We start from the raw sequence: 16,235 nt of genomic DNA, 5'->3' as shown, positions 1-16,235 counted from the left end.
TCAATCGCAATAAAAAATATTCAGGATTGCATTTAATTATGCATCCCTTGCAGAAAGCATTTTCTGAGAGAGTCTACCACAATTCTTCAGAACGTACTGAGTCTTCAATTTGACCATGAGAAACTATCTGAGGCGAGTACAGCTAATTATTGAGCGAGTATTCTGATTCTCTTTGCCAGTCTAGTACGTAATCCAAATCAAAGAACTTAGACATATAGAATTTACAGCTTCTGAACCCTTTTCAATTCTGCCATGGAGCAAAACACTTCTTTCAGAGCACTTTGCAGAATTATTTACCTGGATTTCTGAAGGTAATCGGTAAACGAGCGATGTCTTCGTCTCAAAAAATGGCACAACTAATTCACCAAAAAAACCCAAAAAATACATGAGATAATGATGATATGGACGAAGTATCAATAAATAACGAGACAAACTCAACAGTTCCAAGAATCAGCTCATTCAATCAAGCATGTCCTTGAGATTATCGCTGACTATCAAACGCGCTTCTGTCAGCTTCATAATCTCTTCAACAGTGACTTCTCTAGATTTTTCTCTGAGAAGCAGTCCTGCCTTAGTTGGCTGAATGACAGCAATTTCTGTCACTATCAGATCGACTGGTCTGTTTGAAGTGATAGGAAGTGAGCACTCCCTGACTATCTTCGGACTTCCCTTCGATGTGTGGGTCATTGCAACTATCACACGCTTGGCTCCAGTTACCAGATCCATGGCGCCTCCCATTCCGGGCACCATCTTGCCTGGCACCATCCAATTAGCAAGAATCCCTCTCTCGTCAACTTGAAGACCCCCTAAGACTGTTATGTCAAGATGTCCGCCCCTGATAATCGAAAACGACATTGCGCTGTCGAAGGTTGCAGAACCTGGCAGAGCCGTAATACATTGACCGCCCGCATTGGTGAGGTCTCTATTCTCCATACCTTTTTCCGGAGCTGGTCCCATTCCAATAATACCGTTCTCTGACTGAAAGTATATTCTTACGCCTGCCGGTATGTAGTTCGAAACGAGAGTGGGTATGCCGATTCCCAGATTCACCAAATCTCCATCCTGTAGTTCAGCTGCGATCCTTCTGGCGATCAGTTCTTTTACGTCCATCATCCGACGACACTCCCCACGCAAACACAATCAACGAGAACACCGGGAATATGAATCTCATCTGGAGTGAGTGAACCGACAGGCACAATCTCTTCCACTTCCACAATTACTGTGTTGCACGCAAGGACAATTAGTGGATTGAAGTTCCTTGCAGTCAAAGAGAAGACCAGATTGCCAAAGTAATCGGCTTTCTTGGCTTTCACGAGAGCAAACTCAGCTCTGAGCGGTAGTTCCATTAGATAATCTTTCCCACCGATTGCGATAATTCTCTTTCCTTCTTGAACTACAGTTCCAACTCCAGTGGGGGTCAAAATCCCGCCCAGACCAACGCCTCCGGCCCTAATTCTCTCCGCGAGAGTGCCCTGAGGAACAAGTTCCACATCCAGCTCTCCCTCAATCATCTGGCGTTGCGTCTCCGGATTTGTACCGATATGAGAGACAATCACTTTTGCCGCGCACTTGCCCACAATTAACTTTCCTACTCCTCTGTCTGGGAAGGAAGTGTCATTAGCTATCACAGTCAAACCCCGAGTTTTCCTCTCGACGACTCCTTGAATGATATTGTCTGGGGAACCACAGCCCAAAAATCCTCCTATCATTACAGAAGAGTTGTCATCTACCGCTGATACGGCCTCGTCAATTCCTACCACTCTCAAAAAGACTCCTCCCTTCTCGTGCATAGTTGAGGTCGGCGAAAAAAACTCCGAACACTTACACTATCTTACCAAAAGAGCCTGAAAAGACCAAAGCAATTGCCGAATTCCAGTATCTAGAGAAGCGACTGGTTATTGGCCAGTTAGTTCTCAGTGAAGTCTACCGGGTTGTCAAGTTCCGCATTGAGCATAGACTTCAGTTTGATCTTGCCTGGATCGAATCTGCGGTACTCTCCCATCTTCCCGAGTAGAATCTGATGAATTTCAGTGTTGTCCTGAAGGCCATGTCGGCCATCATTCCAATCCAAGCACCAAATAGGCCGAGATTGAAATATCTCACGAGCAAGTAACCAATAGGAAGTCTCAAGAACCACATTGCGACTAGGGAAGACTTCATTGGGAAAGAAGTGTCGCCCATACCTCTCAACGCCCCGGTAACCGCGTAATCTGTACCCATCACTACTTGAAAGAGTCCGATAATTCTCACAGGTAGTCGTCCCTCTTCAATTAGGGACGACTCATTTGTGAAAAGAGAGATGAAAAGGTCCGGGAACAACGTAATAGCAAATCCAATCGCAGAGGAGATTGCCAGGGCGATGAACCAGCCCTGCCTGACCACACCTATTGACATTCTTCTTTGTCTGCCGCCATTGTAGATTCCGACTAAGGCAGTTATTGCCACACCCATACCCCAAGCAGGCATGAAGGAGAGAGACTCTACCTGAATACCAATTCTGTGGGCGGCATATGCCTCTGGACCAGCAATGAAGAGAATATTTGCAAAGACAAGAACTCCAAGGGAGAATCCAAAGTTCTCAATGGAAGCCGGAAGACCGAGAATAAAAATCTCCTTGAATAACCATTTAGAGAATCTCTGAGGTTTCCTTGACATTGATATTCTTCGATTTCGAAACAGCAGAACAATAATTATCACTGAACCAACGACTCTCGATAATACTGTTGCAAGTGCCGCGCCAAAGGCTCCCATCTCAGGGAAACCGAGTTTGCCAAAAATCATTGCATAATCAAGAAAGACGTTCAAGACGTTTGCAACAAGAGCGACAATAAGCGGTGATCTAGTATCGCCGGATCCTCTCAGTGTGGCCCCGAGCACAATCATTATGCTCATTGCTGGAAAACCGGCCATGATTATTCTTAGATAGTCGCTGCCGTTCAATTGCATAAAGGAATCGCTTGAGGGAAAGAGCAGTGAAAGTAGGTTCTCAGAAAAGAGAGAGCCAAACGAAAGAGCAAGACCGGTGGTCGCACTCAGATAGATTGCGTGCCAGGCTATGAGATTAACTCTCTGACGATTGCCAGCTCCATAGCTATTCGAAATCAAGACCATCGACCCTGTCGAAATCGCTACTAGAACTGCCTGAAAAATGAAAACTACTTGATTGGCAGTACCAACCGCTGTCATTATTCTCCAGTCATAATGACCAAGAAAAGCGGTGTCTGATATACCTAGCAGCATTTGAAGAACGTTTTCACCTATGGCGGGAAGTGCCATCACAAGAAGTGACTTCCTGATCTCCTTAGCTTCCTCTACATTGAGATAGGATTTTAGAAGACTGTAAGCCATCTACGCCTCCACAGTAAGGAATCCGTACTACCAAGTTTAGCATGTACGAACTAGCTCTGAAAGAGGCAATCTCGAAATCGACGATTCAATTCCTGATAATGATGGGAATAGACAAATATAATAATTATCGCGCACATAGTTAAATTTTATGATGTATCCCTTGACTTATAATTCCTATTATGATATATTATTCACTATGTCAGGTGTTATCAAATAAGAATTTGTATTGCAATAAATATATATGTATTTGTGTTTAAATAGATAAACCCCTTGTTTAGAGATGCGGATTATTGTGGTGCACTGCACCACTCTTTTTTTAGTTAAGGTCTCACTCAATGGTGCATGATAGAATAATGATCGAGGATATCATATGGAGGATTCTCTTAAGCAAAGGAGGCAAACGTGAGACCATTTGAGCTTGAAGGCTTTCTAGATTCTGTTCTTGAACCGGAAAAGTTTGACGACTATTGCCACAATGGTATTCAGATCGAAGGAGATAGAGATATAAAGAAACTCGTTACAGGGGTCTCCTTCAGCCACGCCTTCGTAGAAAAGGCCCTAAACTCGAGTGCTGATGCAATACTAGTGCACCATGGAATCTTCGGAAAGACCTTCTTCAGACTCACAGGTCACCTGAAAAGAAGAGTCGAACGCGTATTGCTAAATGGTGTCACGCTTCTCGGTTACCACCTGCCCCTGGACGCAAACATACCATATGGAAACAACTACGCAATTGCTCAGAAGCTAGGTCTTGAGAGTCTAGAGAAATTTGACGTAGGTTTAATAGGCAGAACTCCTATGGAAACTACTGTGTCCGAGTTCACACACTCTCTTTCTCAGCTTTTTCCTAATCAGAAGATATTCCTTCACAAGAACTCTGAAGTCGTTCAGAAAGTATGTATAATATCTGGAGGCTCCTCGTCAATGCTGGATAAGCTTGAAGGAATCGCCGACACATTCATATCAGGCGAAGTACGAGAACCTACAAGGGAACTATCTAAAGAGATGGGTATCAATTACTTCTGCGTGGGGCATTACGCCAGCGAGCGGTTTGGTGTAATGAACCTCGGGAAACTAGTAAAAGAAAGGTTCTCGCTTGATGTAGAATTCATCGAGTATTACAATGAACTCTAGTCTTCCCTAATAAGCTCTGACCTGAGAATCCCCATGACTATTTCATCGTGAAATGCTCCGTCTCTGAAGATCTCCTGCCTCAACGTTCCCTCTGTCTGAAAGCCGCACTTCGTATATGACTTGATCGCGCGTTTGTTAAACGAATAGACGTTTAGCTTCGCCTTGTTTATATTCATTTGGTCAAAGATGAATATCAGAAGCGTTTTCATTGCATCCGTTCCAAATCCTTCGTTCCAGAACTGCACTCCTAGAAAGATTCCAACCGTTGCCACCCTATTCTTCCAGTCAACCTCGTTTATGCCGCATCCTCCAATGTATTCATCATGTTCAATCTTCGAAACTGCGAAGCTATACGTATCCTTGAAGGCACTCTGAGAATCATACCACTTCTCTTCCTCTTCCAGTCTGAGAGGAAAGGGAATCCCAGGAACCAGCATCCTCCTGACTTCGTAATCGTTTATGTACTTGTGAGCAAGAGCAATATCGCTCTTTCTATATTCCCTAAGATATACTAGCCGACCCTTGAACACAGAACTCACCTCCATTTGAGATAGTATAGCAAAAGAGGTGCCTGCTTTGGCACCTCTCTGCAGAACTGAGCGGTCTTCTCTATTCTTCAGGAGCCTTTGTCATTACAAATATTCCATTTAGGAGTAACCCTACGAGTGCAGCAAGTCCTATCCCCTCGAATCTCACCGGACCAATTCCTATAGCTGCGCCACCTATGCCAACTACAAGCATTACCGATATCACTATGAGGTTTTTTCCATCGACCTTCACCCTGTTTTCTATAAGTGTCTTCATTCCAACAGCAGCGATCATCCCAAACAGCAATATCTCAATTCCGCCCATCACTGCAGTGGGAATTGACTGAATCAGCGCTCCCACCTTCGGCACGAATGACAGTATCACTGCAAATACCGCGGCTATCCTCATTACTACAGGATTAAAGACCTTCGTAATCGCAAGAACACCCGTGTTCTCGCTATATGTAGTATTAGCGGGTCCTCCAAAGAAACCGGCAACAGCAGTGGCGATTCCGTCTCCGGCTAGCGTCCTGTGTATGCCTGGATCATCATAGAATTTCTTGCCAGTGATTGCCGACACCGCGAAGATATCTCCGAAATGCTCGATTGTCGGCGCTAGAGCTACAGGAACAAGAACCGTTAGCGAGTAAATTGAGAACTTGGGAAGCACAAAGGAAGGAATCCCGACCCAACTTGCCTGATTCACCGCGTCGAATGAGACATTTCCCGTTGCTGCGGCCACAATGTAACCCACGATTATTCCGCACATAACGGGAATAAGCCTGGTAAATCCCTTTACGTAAAGTCTGACAATCACCGCTGTTCCCAGAGAGACAACCGCAATCCACCAGTTTGAACTCGCCATGCTTATCGCAGTTGGGGCTAGATTCAAGCCTATCACTGCTATTATCGTTCCGGCGACAGCTGGCGGGAAAATCTTCTCAAATTTGCTTACCCCAAGCAGTTTGATTAGAATTGCGATTCCCACCTGAACAAGACCCGCTATCAATATTCCTCCCGTTGCATAGGCAATCATATCGGGAGTAATCGCAAATCCTGCGGAAATTGCCTCCGGAACTGAACTGAAAGTGTCGGCCGCATTGGCGTGATAAAGAATTACGGCATTGATTGGAGCTATGTACGCAAAACTTGACCCAAGGAACACAGGCACTTTCCATTGTGTCAGCAGATGGAAAAGAAGCGTGCCAACACCTGCAGTAAACAACGCTACATTTACGGGAACACCGGTGAGGTATGGTACTAGGACCGTTGCCCCAAACATCGTAAACGCATGCTGCAGACCGAGTACAAGAAGTCCCCCTTTGCCCAGACCTTTACTTCTGTCTTCCTGCTCCCTCACTTCCTGATAAGCCGATTTTTCATTGCTCACAAGATCCCTCCTCTTGTTATGAATTAGCAACCCTAGAAAAAAGAGACCTCACGAATCTTCGTGAGGTCTCTTCTCGGAGTCTATAACATTCACAATCTTGTTTATTATCATCTCGATTGAATGAATTATTCGAGAGAGTGACATCCTGCTACCAAGAGGACAGAAGTGACTCCCGCACCGGTCGGTGAACAAGGCAGTCCCACTTTCAACAATCGTTTCCGACATAGAAGTCACTCTCCAAGAAAAATCATCCATCGGCAATTGTATCACAAAGATGATCAATATCAACTACTGCAAGTCCACCCCGGATTTCTTACCAAACAGTCAGCGAACAGCAAACTAATGCATTTTCCGACGGCATTGTTACCTACAAAGAGCCATAAAGCTTAACGAGATCGTGAAGATGTCTGCGTTCTTCCTCTATAATTTTTTTGAGTTCATTGCTGTCGGGAATGAAGGAGGAAAGATCGGAATAGAATATGATGCTGTCCTTCTCCACTTCCATTGCGCTACTAATCGCTCTGTTCAAATTCTGTGGAATCTCGGAAGATTCGATCCGGGGAAATATTGATATTTCGGCATATGCTTTGAGATATCCGACATTGTCGTCCCAGTCCTGAGTTGTTGAAGTCTTTCCCTCATCCTTGAGGAGTTCTCTGAATATGTTTGCGTGCTCTCTTTCCTGTTCCGCCAGCTTGAGAAAAAGAGCCTTGACCTCTCCTGAAGTTCTTTCGCCAAGCCTTTCGTAATATGAGTAACCCGCTCCTTCGATCTTCAATGCTATACCTAGCATATCGCTTACTGTAAGCATTCGCTACCTCCTTCGTTTCGTAATACTGCTTCAATGACGCGCTTCTAACATAAAAAAGGAAGAGATCAAAGACCTCCCCCCGACTATCAGAGACTACCGAACCCCCATTACTTACTTTCGTCTTTCTCAGAAACAATCTTAATGGTGATCCCCGTTCGCATCTCTTCGCCAATTTGAATCTCCACAAATCCAGGGACCATATACACTTTAGTGCCCTGTTCTCTGAGGAATCTGGAAGCGATGGCAACTGCTTTTACTGCTTGATTCACAGCACCAGCACCAATGGCCTGAAGTTCTACTTGCTCGTTCTTTGAGATTACCCCGGCTATGGCACCTGCTACCTTGTTCGGATTAGATTTAGAACTGACCTTCAGGATTTCCATTGAGATTTCCTCCTTTTGCAGGTAATTTCGCTGTAATTCTACCACAGAGGCCGCTCAATTGGCAAAAGTTTTAACATACTGTTCGCAAAAAGAAGAAAGAATCATTGTTTTTCAAATTCTAAAGATCCATTATCTCGGACTTAACCCTCGATATAGCGTCGAGAACTTCCTGTGGAGTTATTAATTCACCATTCACTTTACTCAGATGTTCAATTTTTGCGCCACGCTTGTTTAATCTGGACACTTCATAGAGAATTTGCCCAAGGTTCATCTCGGCAACAATTACGGCACTTACCTTTTTCAGGAGCTGTCTGAGTCTTGTACTTGGAAACGGCCAAATGGTAACAGGTTTGAAAAGCCCAACATTGATCTTGTCCTCCCTCGCCATCTTCACGGCCTTGATTGCGCTTCTAGCAACCGATCCGTATGCGAGAACAAGTATTTCGGCATCCTCTGTCATATACTCATCATAAATGACTATTTCATCACTGTGAAGTCTTATCTTGTTGTCAAGTCTTCTTAGCAGCCTGGCAGAATCAGATGGCGATCCAACCGGAAACCCTGACTCGTCGTGAACGAGGCCGGAAACATGAAATCTTGACTTTCCCATCTTAACAAGTGGTGTGGCCATCATCTGATCATCACCTTCGAAGGGATGAAAGATATCATCTTCGGCCATTTCTGTTTCACCCACTCTTTGAACTTCCATAATTTCTGAATCATGGGGGAGATAAACACTTTCCCTCATATGACCGAGAATTTCGTCCATCAGAAAGATAACCGGTGTTCTATATAATTCGGCATAATTGAAGGCAGTGATAATATACTTGTACACTTCTTCAACGTTTGAAGGGTAAATCGCAATGATCTGATGGTCCCCGTGAGTACCCCATCTCGCTTGCATGATATCTCCTTGAGCCGTCTTTGTGGGCATGCCTGTCGAGGGTCCGCCTCGCTGCACGTTGACTATTACGGTAGGAGTTTCAGTCATCGACGCGTACCCTATGGCTTCTTGCATCAGAGAGAAACCCGGCCCGCTGGTTGCAGTCATTGATTTCTCACCGGCGAGTGACGCGCCAATTATTGCTGCCGCACTTGCAATTTCATCCTCCATCTGAATGAAAGTTCCTCCAATCTTCGGAAGCTCTCTTGCCATAGTCTCGGCAATTTCTGTGGCCGGCGTAATTGGATAGCCGGCGAAAAACTTGCATCCAGCCTTTATCGCTCCAAGCGCGCATGCTTCATCGCCCTGAAGCAGCATGAATTCACGCATCTTCTTTCACCGCCTCTAATTGATGAACATCGATCGCAAAATCAGGGCAAGCGTTTTCACACATGAGGCAACCAATGCAGGTTTTCTGATCAACAATCTGTGGCCTACCCAGTTCGCCCTTAGTGATCGTCTTCGTAGGACATATCCAATAGCATATGCCGCACTTCTTACACAGAGTGTGATTGATATTAACTTGATACTGCTTCTTTTCGGCCATTACGTCCTCCCACTCAACATTATCAAATTATTGAAAGGAATACCCCCGCAGCAACTGCCGATCCGATTACACCCGCGATATTCGGGCCCATTGCGTGCATAAGAACGAAGTTTGTCGGATCTTCCTCCGATGCTACTTTCTGTGCCACCCTTGCAGCGGTCGGGACTGCCGAAACACCTGCGGCGCCTATCAAAGGATTCACTTTGTTCGCGGAAAACACATTCATCAGCTTAGCGAATAGAATTCCCGAAGCAGTTGCTACAATGAACGCAGCGCAACCCAATCCCAAAATCATTATACTCTCCAACGTAAGGAATATCTTCCCATCCGCCTTGGCACCTACAGATACGCACAACAGAATTATTACAGTATCCGAAATGTACTTTCCTGAAGCTTCAACCAGTCGCTTAGTCCTGCCGTTCTCTCTCAGGAGATTTCCTAACATCAACATTCCAACTAATGGAAGCGCCTGAGGAACAATCAGCGAAATCGCAATAGTCGCGACAATCGGGAACACAATTCTTTCGAGCTTAGAGACTTTCCTGAGCTTCTTTCCCATTGTTATCGAGCGTTCCTTGCGAGTAGTAAGAACTCTCATTATTGGTGGTTGAAGAACAGGGATCAAGGCGATGTATGAATACGAAGCTATCGCGATAATTGGAAGAAACTGGGACTCCAAGATGCTTGCAACGTAAATGGAAGTAGGTCCGTCGGCTCCACCAATAATTGCTATCGCTGCGGCATCGGAAATGGAAAACCCCATCCAGTTCGCTGCAAGAAAGGTGATGAAAATCCCTATCTGAGCAGCAGCCCCAAGAAAGAGCGTCTTGGGATTAGCTAACACGAAAGAGAAATCAGTAACCGCGCCAATACCGAGAAATATCAAAGGAGGATATATTCCTAGCATCAATCCCTGTTGTAGAATCCACATAATTCCAGTGCCAGGAGTAAAAACCCCCGTGACCTCTGGAGGAATATTTGCAATAACCATTCCGAATGCAATTGGCACAAGAAGTAGCGGTTCAGCATCTTTTGCAACCGCAAGATAGACAAGAAGCCCCGCAACTGCAAACATTACCCAGTTTTCCCAGCTTACCGTGGCGAAACCTGTCTGTGCTAGATATCCCGAGATCAACGCTGCCATGATAGGCGAACCTCCAAAATAGTAAAGGCCGCACCCTCAGGCGCGGCCTGAAGTAATAATTATCTATTCTTCACTACTGCTTGAGCAGCCGATAATCTCGCCACAGGAACTCTGTAAGGAGAGCAACTGACATAATTGAGACCTACAATATGGCAGAATTCAACCGATGAAGGCTCTCCGCCATGCTCACCACATATTCCGACCTTGAGATCCGGTCTGGTTGAGCGTCCCTTTTCTGTTCCCATCCTAACAAGCTGTCCAACACCCGTTCTGTCCAACTTCTGGAATGGATCGCTCTCTAGAATACCTTTCTCCAAATAATGACCGACGTATTTCCCATAGTCGTCTCTACTGAACCCATAAGTCATCTGAGTGAGGTCATTTGTTCCAAAGCTAAAGAACTCTGCTTCTTTGGCTATTTCATCGGCAGTAAGTGCGGCTCTCGGCACTTCAATCATTGTTCCCACTTTGTATTCAAGCTTATTACCAGAATCAGCAATCAGCTCTTCAGCCGCCTTTATGATTATCGATTTGACGTACTTCAATTCTTCTATTTCGACAATCAAAGGAATCATGATTTCGGGAATGACCGATTTTCCTTCCTTGACCAACCGTATAGCTGCTCCAATTATCGCCTTAGTCTGCATTTCAGCTATTTCAGGATAAACGACAGCAAGTCTGCAACCTCTGAATCCCATCATAGGGTTGAATTCATGAAGATCTTCAATAGTTGCCTTGAGCTCCTCATAGGTCATACCCATCTCTTCAGAAAGTTCTTTAACGTCCTCGTCATCTTTTGGAAGGAACTCGTGAAGAGGGGGATCGAGAAGCCTAATTGTTACAGGAAGCCCTTCCATGGCCTTGAATATCCCATAGAAATCCTCTTCCTGCATCGGAAGAATCTTAGCCAGAGATCTTTCTCTCTGCTCTTTGGTATTAGAAGTAATCATCTGTCGAACAGCAAAAATCCTGTCTTCCTGGAAGAACATGTGCTCGGTCCTCGTGAGACCTATTCCTTCAGCACCAAACTCCCGGGCTATTTTCGCATCGTTTGGAGTATCGGCATTGGTCCTTATCCCCAGCTTCCTGATTTCGTCTGCCCAATTTAGAAGCTTTGCCAGAGGACCTTCAAGACCCTGAGGCTTGACGGAATCCAGTTTGCCCATGAAGACCTCGCCGGATGTACCATCAATGCTTATCCATTCGCCTTCCTTTATGATCTTTCCATTCACCTTCATGATTCTTGTCTTCTGATCAACTTCAACGGCTTCACAGCCTACGATACAGGTCTTGCCCATACCTCTGGCAACGACTGCGGCATGTGAAGTCTTGCCTCCAGTTGAGGTCAGAATTCCCTGAGCAGCCGCCATTCCTGCGATATCCTCTGGAGAAGTCTCAGGCCTGACAAGGATGACAGATTTGCTCTCTTCTTTAACCATTCTTTCTGCCGTTTCCGGGTCAAAGGCAACTACTCCGGATGCCGCTCCCGGAGATGCTGCTACCCCCTTTGCGAGGAGCTCTGCACTCTCCATAGTCTCTTTGGTGAAATAAGGGTGAAGAAGAGTCTCTATATGTTCTGGAGTGACTCTCATAACTGCCTCTTCTTTAGAAATTCTATTTTCTTCAGCGAGATCAACCGCGATCTTGACACTTGCGTAAGGAGTTCGCTTTCCATTACGCGTTTGAAGCAAATACAGAATCCCGTGTTCAACAGTAAACTCAATGTCCTGCATATCTCTATAATGGTTCTCCAGTTTACTAAAGATATCTAGTAGCTGATCGTAAACTGCTGGATTAATATCCTGGAGTTTTGTTAGGGGAAATGGCGTACGTGTTCCGGCAACAACGTCCTCTCCTTGAGCGTTCGGCAAATACTCTCCATAGAATTGCTTCTCGCCGGTATTGGGATCTCTCGTGAATGCGACGCCCGTTCCACTATCTTCTCCAGTGTTGCCAAAAACCATTGCAACAACGTTAACCGCAGTTCCCAGGAGTTCTCCTTCTTTTATACCGTTCAGGGCACGATACTTAATCGCCCTTTCATTCATCCAACTACCAAATACTGCATCAGTCGCCATCCATAATTGCTTCCAGGGATCCTGAGGGAACTCTTTGCCGGACTTTTTGTAGACCTCCAGATATCTCTTAACTACCTCTTTCATATCCTCTGCATCAAGTTCCGTATCAAGTTTCACGCCCCTTTCTTTCTTGATGCTCTTCAGTGCTCCTTCGAACTCGGAGTGTTCGATTTTCAGAACAACGTCGCCGAACATCTGAAGAAATCTTCTATAGGCGTCGTAGCAAAATCTGGGATTGCCTGACTCTTTGATCAAACCATTTACACTGTCATCATTGAGACCGAGATTTAGAATCGTGTCCATCATGCCGGGCATCGAAATTGCTGCCCCGGACCTCACCGAAACAAGCAATGGTTTCTCAGTAGAGCCAAAACCCTTTCCGGTTTCTTCCTCCAAAAGCTTTACAGCTTCTTCCACTTCATTCTCCAGGCTTTCTGGATATGTATTACCATGCTCGTAGTAGTACTTGCAAACCTCTGTGGAAATAGTGAATCCTGGAGGAACAGGTATCCCTATCTTAACCATCTCGGATAGGTTTGCTCCCTTTCCGCCAAGAAGATTCTTCATTTTCGCGTCGCCTTCGGCCTTCTCTTTTCCAAAATAGTACACAAATTTTTCTGACACTTTGTTTCCTCCCTTCCTGAAAGCATATTCGACCGATTATATCACAGCCAGCCAGACGCGGTGTCTACCCGCAACGCCAATGAGAAGGTCTCTTTCATTGGTATAACGGACCCTAGAAGCCACCACAATTCTGATAAAGCAATCATTAGTCATGCTGTATAATAACAAAGCCGCCCTGAGGCGGCTCTGAAACAAATATGAACTAAGTTAATCTATCAGACCCAATCCTTTGAGGAATCCTTCGGCAACTTCATCTGGCTCATAACCACCAGCGTCTACCAAATAATTCAGCCTGATCATTATTGGTTCTGTAAGATAAACGGATATGGGTCTCAGAATCTCTTCTATCTCGGGATTGTTATCCAACACTTCCTTACGTACTGTAACGGCGAGATTGTATGACGGGAAGAAATTCTTAGTATCTTCGAGTACCAGAAGATTGTATTTCTCCAGCTTTCCATCAGTTGAAAAGACCATGGCAACGTCTATCTGATTCTTATCAAGTGCCTCATAGGTCAGCCCGATCTCCATTGTCTTAACTTGCCTCTTTTCAACAGTAAAACCGTATGTCTCACTCATCGGCCAGAACCCATCATCTCTTTCAAGGAATTCGTATACAATTCCGAAAAGCAGATCTGGGTTTTCGTGCGTAAGTTCAGCAAGATCCTCAAGATTCTGTAGCCCGTGCTCGGCCGCGAAATCTCTTCTTACAGCCAGAGCGTATGTATTATTGAAATTGGCCATGTCAAGCCATACGATTCCATTTTCAAGATCTTCTGTCTTTACAGCATCATAGAGATCAAAGGGATCTCTAATCATTTTTTCGTGGCCTAAATATGTGGGCCAAGCAGTACCCGTATAGTCAGCATAAAGATCAATCTGCCCGGTCTCGAGCGCACTTCTTGCAACAAATGAACTCATTCCAAAGTTCTCGGTCACTCTAAACCCTGCATCTTCAAGAAGTTGCGAAATCATGCTACTGACGATATACTGTTCGGTGAAGTTCTTTGCTCCAACATTCAGCCTTGTCTGGCCAAATGACATAACTGTTGCCATTAAAACTACCAACGAAATAAGAAATAGTCTCTTCAAAACTAAACACCTCCATGTTTCTTATGTTCTGAGACCTTTCGAAGTCAGAGCTTTCTCCGAAAAACCTAGGATTATGTCTACTGCTATCGCCAGGAGCGTCACAGGAATTGCTCCTGCAATTATCATTGGACCCTTCGTCATACGAAGTCCAGTGAAGATAATCTCTCCCAGACCACCCGCACCAATTGATGCAGCAATAGCAGCAGTACCGATATTTATTGTCGCCGAACTTCTAATTCCCGAAAGCATTGTTGGAACTGTGACAGGCATTTCCACCTTCCACAATATCTGCCTGTTAGTCATTCCCATTCCTTTGGCCGCCTCCTTCATCTTCATCGAAACATTCATTAAGCCGGAAGCGGTATTGAAAACTACTGGCACAAGACTGTAAAGGAACAGAGCAACGATGGCAGGTGCAGCTCCAATTCCCATGAACAGGAAAACAAGAGCTATCACTGCGATACTGGGTACGGCTTGAGTTGCTCCTGTAATCGATAGAACCAGGCTACCGGCCCTTCTATGACCTGGCCTGGTAACGAAGATTGCAATTGCAACTCCCGCCACTACCGCCATGCTCCAGGAAGCGAGGAAGATAAAAATGTGTTCAAGCAATCTTTCCATTATGTAACCAGAGTTCTCGACCATGTATTCAAAGACTTCCATAGTCTCACTCCTCATCAGATGATTCATAAGAGCCTACTAGGTTTACAAGATCTTTGAACCTAAGGATACCAAGTAGCCTCTCCTTGTCATCTACTACAGGCAATGAGGATAGCCCGGTATTCATGATCAATGACATCGCCTCCATCAAATTCGAAAGAGGTTGTATGGTCTCGATCGATCTCAAGTACTTCTTCAACGGTTCTCCATCAGACGCTTTGTCAAGCTGTTTCAGCATCACATAGCCCTTAAGTCTCTTCTTACCGTCGACGACGTAGGCAAATTTCCTTCCCTCACTGTTTAGGAAATCCTTCGCTCTTTTCACATCGCAATCGCCTTCATCTTCTATCCACTTTCCACCGGGAACGTAAGTCTCCCTTACTCGCACAAGTTCAAGACCCTTCAACGCTCTGTCCGCACCAAGAAGATCTTCAACAAACTCGTTAGCCGGTTCCTGAACTACCGTCATAGTGTCGGCGTACTGAACCAGTTTTCCATTATCTAGAATAGCTATCTTGTCACCCAACTTAATCGCTTCTCGAATATCGTGAGTAACAAAGATAATCGTCTTCTCGATCTTCGACTGAATTTCTAGAAACCCATCCTGGAGTTTTTCTCGGTTTATTGGGTCAATTGCCCCAAAAGGTTCGTCCATAAGGACGATCTTCGGGTCAGAAGCTAACCCTCTCGCAACTCCAACTCTCTGGCGTTGACCGCCCGAAAGCTGGGCTGGATATTTCTGAGAATAATCGGAAGGTTCGAGGTTAACTAGATCCAGCAAGTCAAGAACGTGCTTCTTGATTCTTGACTCATCCCACTTCATAAGTCTGGGGGCAACTGCTATATTATCGAAAACGGTCATGTGAGGAAAGAGTCCAATCTCCTGAATCACATAGCCAATGCTTCTCCTCAATTTGATGGGATCAATTTCGTCAAGAGATGTTCCGTCGACAATGATTTCCCCACTTGTCTTCTCAATTAACCTGTTGATCATCTTGAGACTAGTCGTCTTTCCGCAACCGGAAGGACCGATAAGTATTGTAAGTTTCTTATCTTCAAATGAAATGTTCAGATTGTCCACTGCTCTAAACCCGACTTCATATTCTTTTACTACGTTCTTGAATTCTATCGACATCAATCTCCTCCTCACTTATCCCGTTCAATTTTCAGACCTTTAGGAGTAATGGCCTCTTCCAGAGCAAGCAAACCGTAGTTCATCCCTATTCCCAAGGCTGAGACAATAATCGCTCCAAGAAGAACCATATTGAAATTCGATCTTCCGAGTCCAGAGAAGATGAAGTATCCGAGACCTCTCGCACCTATTAGATAGGCTATTGTAGCGACACTTACACCCATTACCGCCGCATTTCTAACACCGGCCATGATGATTGGGATAGTAAGCGGAAGCCTTACTCTGAAAAGTATTTGACAGTTAGTCATTCCCATTCCTTTTGCTGCCTCAATCATTCTGGGATCGACTGAATTCACTGCCACCACAGTATTTCTTATGACAGGCAGGAAGGAATATATCACTAGAGCAATAACTGCCGGAGT

The 16,235-nt window shown here is 45.0% G+C and carries 16 protein-coding genes; 1 reads left to right on the top strand and 15 read right to left on the bottom strand.

Features of this window, described 5'->3' with window-relative positions:
* Nucleotides 1-459: 459 nt before the first annotated feature.
* The 3 genes from ENN47_00590 to ENN47_00580 all read right to left on the bottom strand — a co-directional run bounded on the left by ENN47_00590 (nt 460) and on the right by ENN47_00580 (nt 3,348).
* Complete coding sequence (locus tag ENN47_00590; GenBank protein ID HDP76689.1) at nt 460-1,113, bottom strand: CoA transferase subunit B; 654 nt, start codon at nt 1,111-1,113, stop codon at nt 460-462.
* Nucleotides 1,110-1,766 carry a 3-oxoacid CoA-transferase subunit A gene (locus ENN47_00585; GenBank protein HDP76688.1) on the bottom strand — a complete coding sequence of 219 codons (657 nt, stop codon included), beginning with the start codon at nt 1,764-1,766 and terminating at the stop codon, nt 1,110-1,112. Before ENN47_00585 ends, ENN47_00590 begins: the two co-directional genes overlap by 4 nt.
* 193 nt (nt 1,767-1,959) lie before the next feature.
* Entirely contained in the window at nt 1,960-3,348 is a 1,389-nt protein-coding gene (locus ENN47_00580; protein HDP76687.1) for an MATE family efflux transporter, read from the bottom strand.
* Between the two features lie 402 nt (nt 3,349-3,750).
* Here ENN47_00580 and ENN47_00575 point away from each other — a divergent pair, with 402 nt between their 5' ends.
* Nucleotides 3,751-4,482 carry a Nif3-like dinuclear metal center hexameric protein gene (locus tag ENN47_00575; GenBank protein ID HDP76686.1) on the top strand — a complete coding sequence of 244 codons (732 nt, stop codon included), beginning with the start codon at nt 3,751-3,753 and terminating at the stop codon, nt 4,480-4,482.
* Here ENN47_00575 and ENN47_00570 read toward each other — a convergent pair.
* The 12 genes from ENN47_00570 to ENN47_00515 all read right to left on the bottom strand — a co-directional run.
* Nucleotides 4,479-5,012, bottom strand: coding sequence for an N-acetyltransferase (locus ENN47_00570; GenBank protein ID HDP76685.1), 534 nt, complete (start codon nt 5,010-5,012; stop codon nt 4,479-4,481). The genes ENN47_00575 and ENN47_00570 overlap by 4 nt on opposite strands.
* A gap of 79 nt (nt 5,013-5,091) precedes the next feature.
* The gene (locus tag ENN47_00565) at nt 5,092-6,399 is read right to left on the bottom strand and encodes a uracil-xanthine permease (GenBank protein HDP76684.1); all 1,308 of its coding nucleotides are present in this window, start codon (nt 6,397-6,399) and stop codon (nt 5,092-5,094) included.
* 367 nt (nt 6,400-6,766) lie between these two features.
* Complete coding sequence (locus ENN47_00560) at nt 6,767-7,210, bottom strand: ferritin (protein ID HDP76683.1); 444 nt, start codon at nt 7,208-7,210, stop codon at nt 6,767-6,769.
* Nucleotides 7,211-7,317: 107 nt separating this feature from the next.
* A complete protein-coding gene (locus tag ENN47_00555) occupies nt 7,318-7,593 on the bottom strand; it encodes a stage V sporulation protein S (protein ID HDP76682.1) in 276 nt (91 codons plus the stop codon).
* Between the two features lie 118 nt (nt 7,594-7,711).
* Nucleotides 7,712-8,866 (bottom strand): 2-oxoacid:acceptor oxidoreductase subunit alpha, encoded by a 1,155-nt coding sequence (locus ENN47_00550; protein ID HDP76681.1) that lies wholly within the window; start codon nt 8,864-8,866, stop codon nt 7,712-7,714.
* On the bottom strand, nt 8,859-9,083 hold the full coding sequence (locus ENN47_00545; GenBank protein ID HDP76680.1) for a 4Fe-4S dicluster domain-containing protein: 225 nt from the start codon (nt 9,081-9,083) through the stop codon (nt 8,859-8,861). The genes ENN47_00550 and ENN47_00545 overlap by 8 nt, the downstream gene beginning before the upstream one ends.
* A 22-nt stretch (nt 9,084-9,105) precedes the next feature.
* A complete protein-coding gene (locus ENN47_00540) occupies nt 9,106-10,227 on the bottom strand; it encodes a sodium ion-translocating decarboxylase subunit beta (GenBank protein HDP76679.1) in 1,122 nt (373 codons plus the stop codon).
* A gap of 59 nt (nt 10,228-10,286) precedes the next feature.
* On the bottom strand, nt 10,287-12,929 hold the full coding sequence (locus ENN47_00535; protein HDP76678.1) for a pyruvate, phosphate dikinase: 2,643 nt from the start codon (nt 12,927-12,929) through the stop codon (nt 10,287-10,289).
* A gap of 207 nt (nt 12,930-13,136) precedes the next feature.
* Nucleotides 13,137-14,021, bottom strand: coding sequence for a glycine/betaine ABC transporter substrate-binding protein (locus ENN47_00530; GenBank protein ID HDP76677.1), 885 nt, complete (start codon nt 14,019-14,021; stop codon nt 13,137-13,139).
* A 21-nt stretch (nt 14,022-14,042) separates the two neighbouring features.
* Nucleotides 14,043-14,699: an ABC transporter permease gene (locus tag ENN47_00525; protein HDP76676.1), complete on the bottom strand. Its 657-nt coding sequence runs from the start codon at nt 14,697-14,699 to the stop codon at nt 14,043-14,045.
* A complete protein-coding gene (locus tag ENN47_00520; protein HDP76675.1) occupies nt 14,689-15,816 on the bottom strand; it encodes an ATP-binding cassette domain-containing protein in 1,128 nt (375 codons plus the stop codon). Before ENN47_00520 ends, ENN47_00525 begins: the two co-directional genes overlap by 11 nt.
* Nucleotides 15,817-15,827: 11 nt before the next feature.
* Nucleotides 15,828-16,235, bottom strand: a 408-nt coding sequence (locus tag ENN47_00515; GenBank protein ID HDP76674.1) for an ABC transporter permease, incomplete at its 5' end; no start/stop codon positions are given.

Origin of the sequence: Mesotoga infera (assembly GCA_011045915.1) — a bacterium.
Lineage (GTDB): Bacteria > Thermotogota > Thermotogae > Petrotogales > Kosmotogaceae > Mesotoga > Mesotoga infera_D.
This window is presented reverse-complemented; position numbering and strand designations above follow the sequence as displayed.

Bases quoted from the DNA above. Each gene is read 5' to 3' on its own strand.
- ENN47_00590 (HDP76689.1), bottom strand. From the start codon at position 1,113: ATGATGGACGTAAAAGAACTGATCGCCAGAAGGATCGCAGCTGAACTA.
- ENN47_00580 (HDP76687.1), bottom strand. From the start codon at position 3,348: ATGGCTTACAGTCTTCTAAAATCCTATCTCAATGTAGAGGAAGCTAAG.
- ENN47_00560 (HDP76683.1), bottom strand. From the start codon at position 7,210: ATGCTTACAGTAAGCGATATGCTAGGTATAGCATTGAAGATCGAAGGA.
- ENN47_00555 (HDP76682.1), bottom strand. From the start codon at position 7,593: ATGGAAATCCTGAAGGTCAGTTCTAAATCTAATCCGAACAAGGTAGCA.
- ENN47_00550 (HDP76681.1), bottom strand. From the start codon at position 8,866: ATGCGTGAATTCATGCTGCTTCAGGGCGATGAAGCATGCGCGCTTGGA.
- ENN47_00545 (HDP76680.1), bottom strand. From the start codon at position 9,083: ATGGCCGAAAAGAAGCAGTATCAAGTTAATATCAATCACACTCTGTGT.
- ENN47_00540 (HDP76679.1), bottom strand. From the start codon at position 10,227: ATGGCAGCGTTGATCTCGGGATATCTAGCACAGACAGGTTTCGCCACG.
- ENN47_00525 (HDP76676.1), bottom strand. From the start codon at position 14,699: ATGAGGAGTGAGACTATGGAAGTCTTTGAATACATGGTCGAGAACTCT.
- ENN47_00520 (HDP76675.1), bottom strand. From the start codon at position 15,816: ATGTCGATAGAATTCAAGAACGTAGTAAAAGAATATGAAGTCGGGTTT.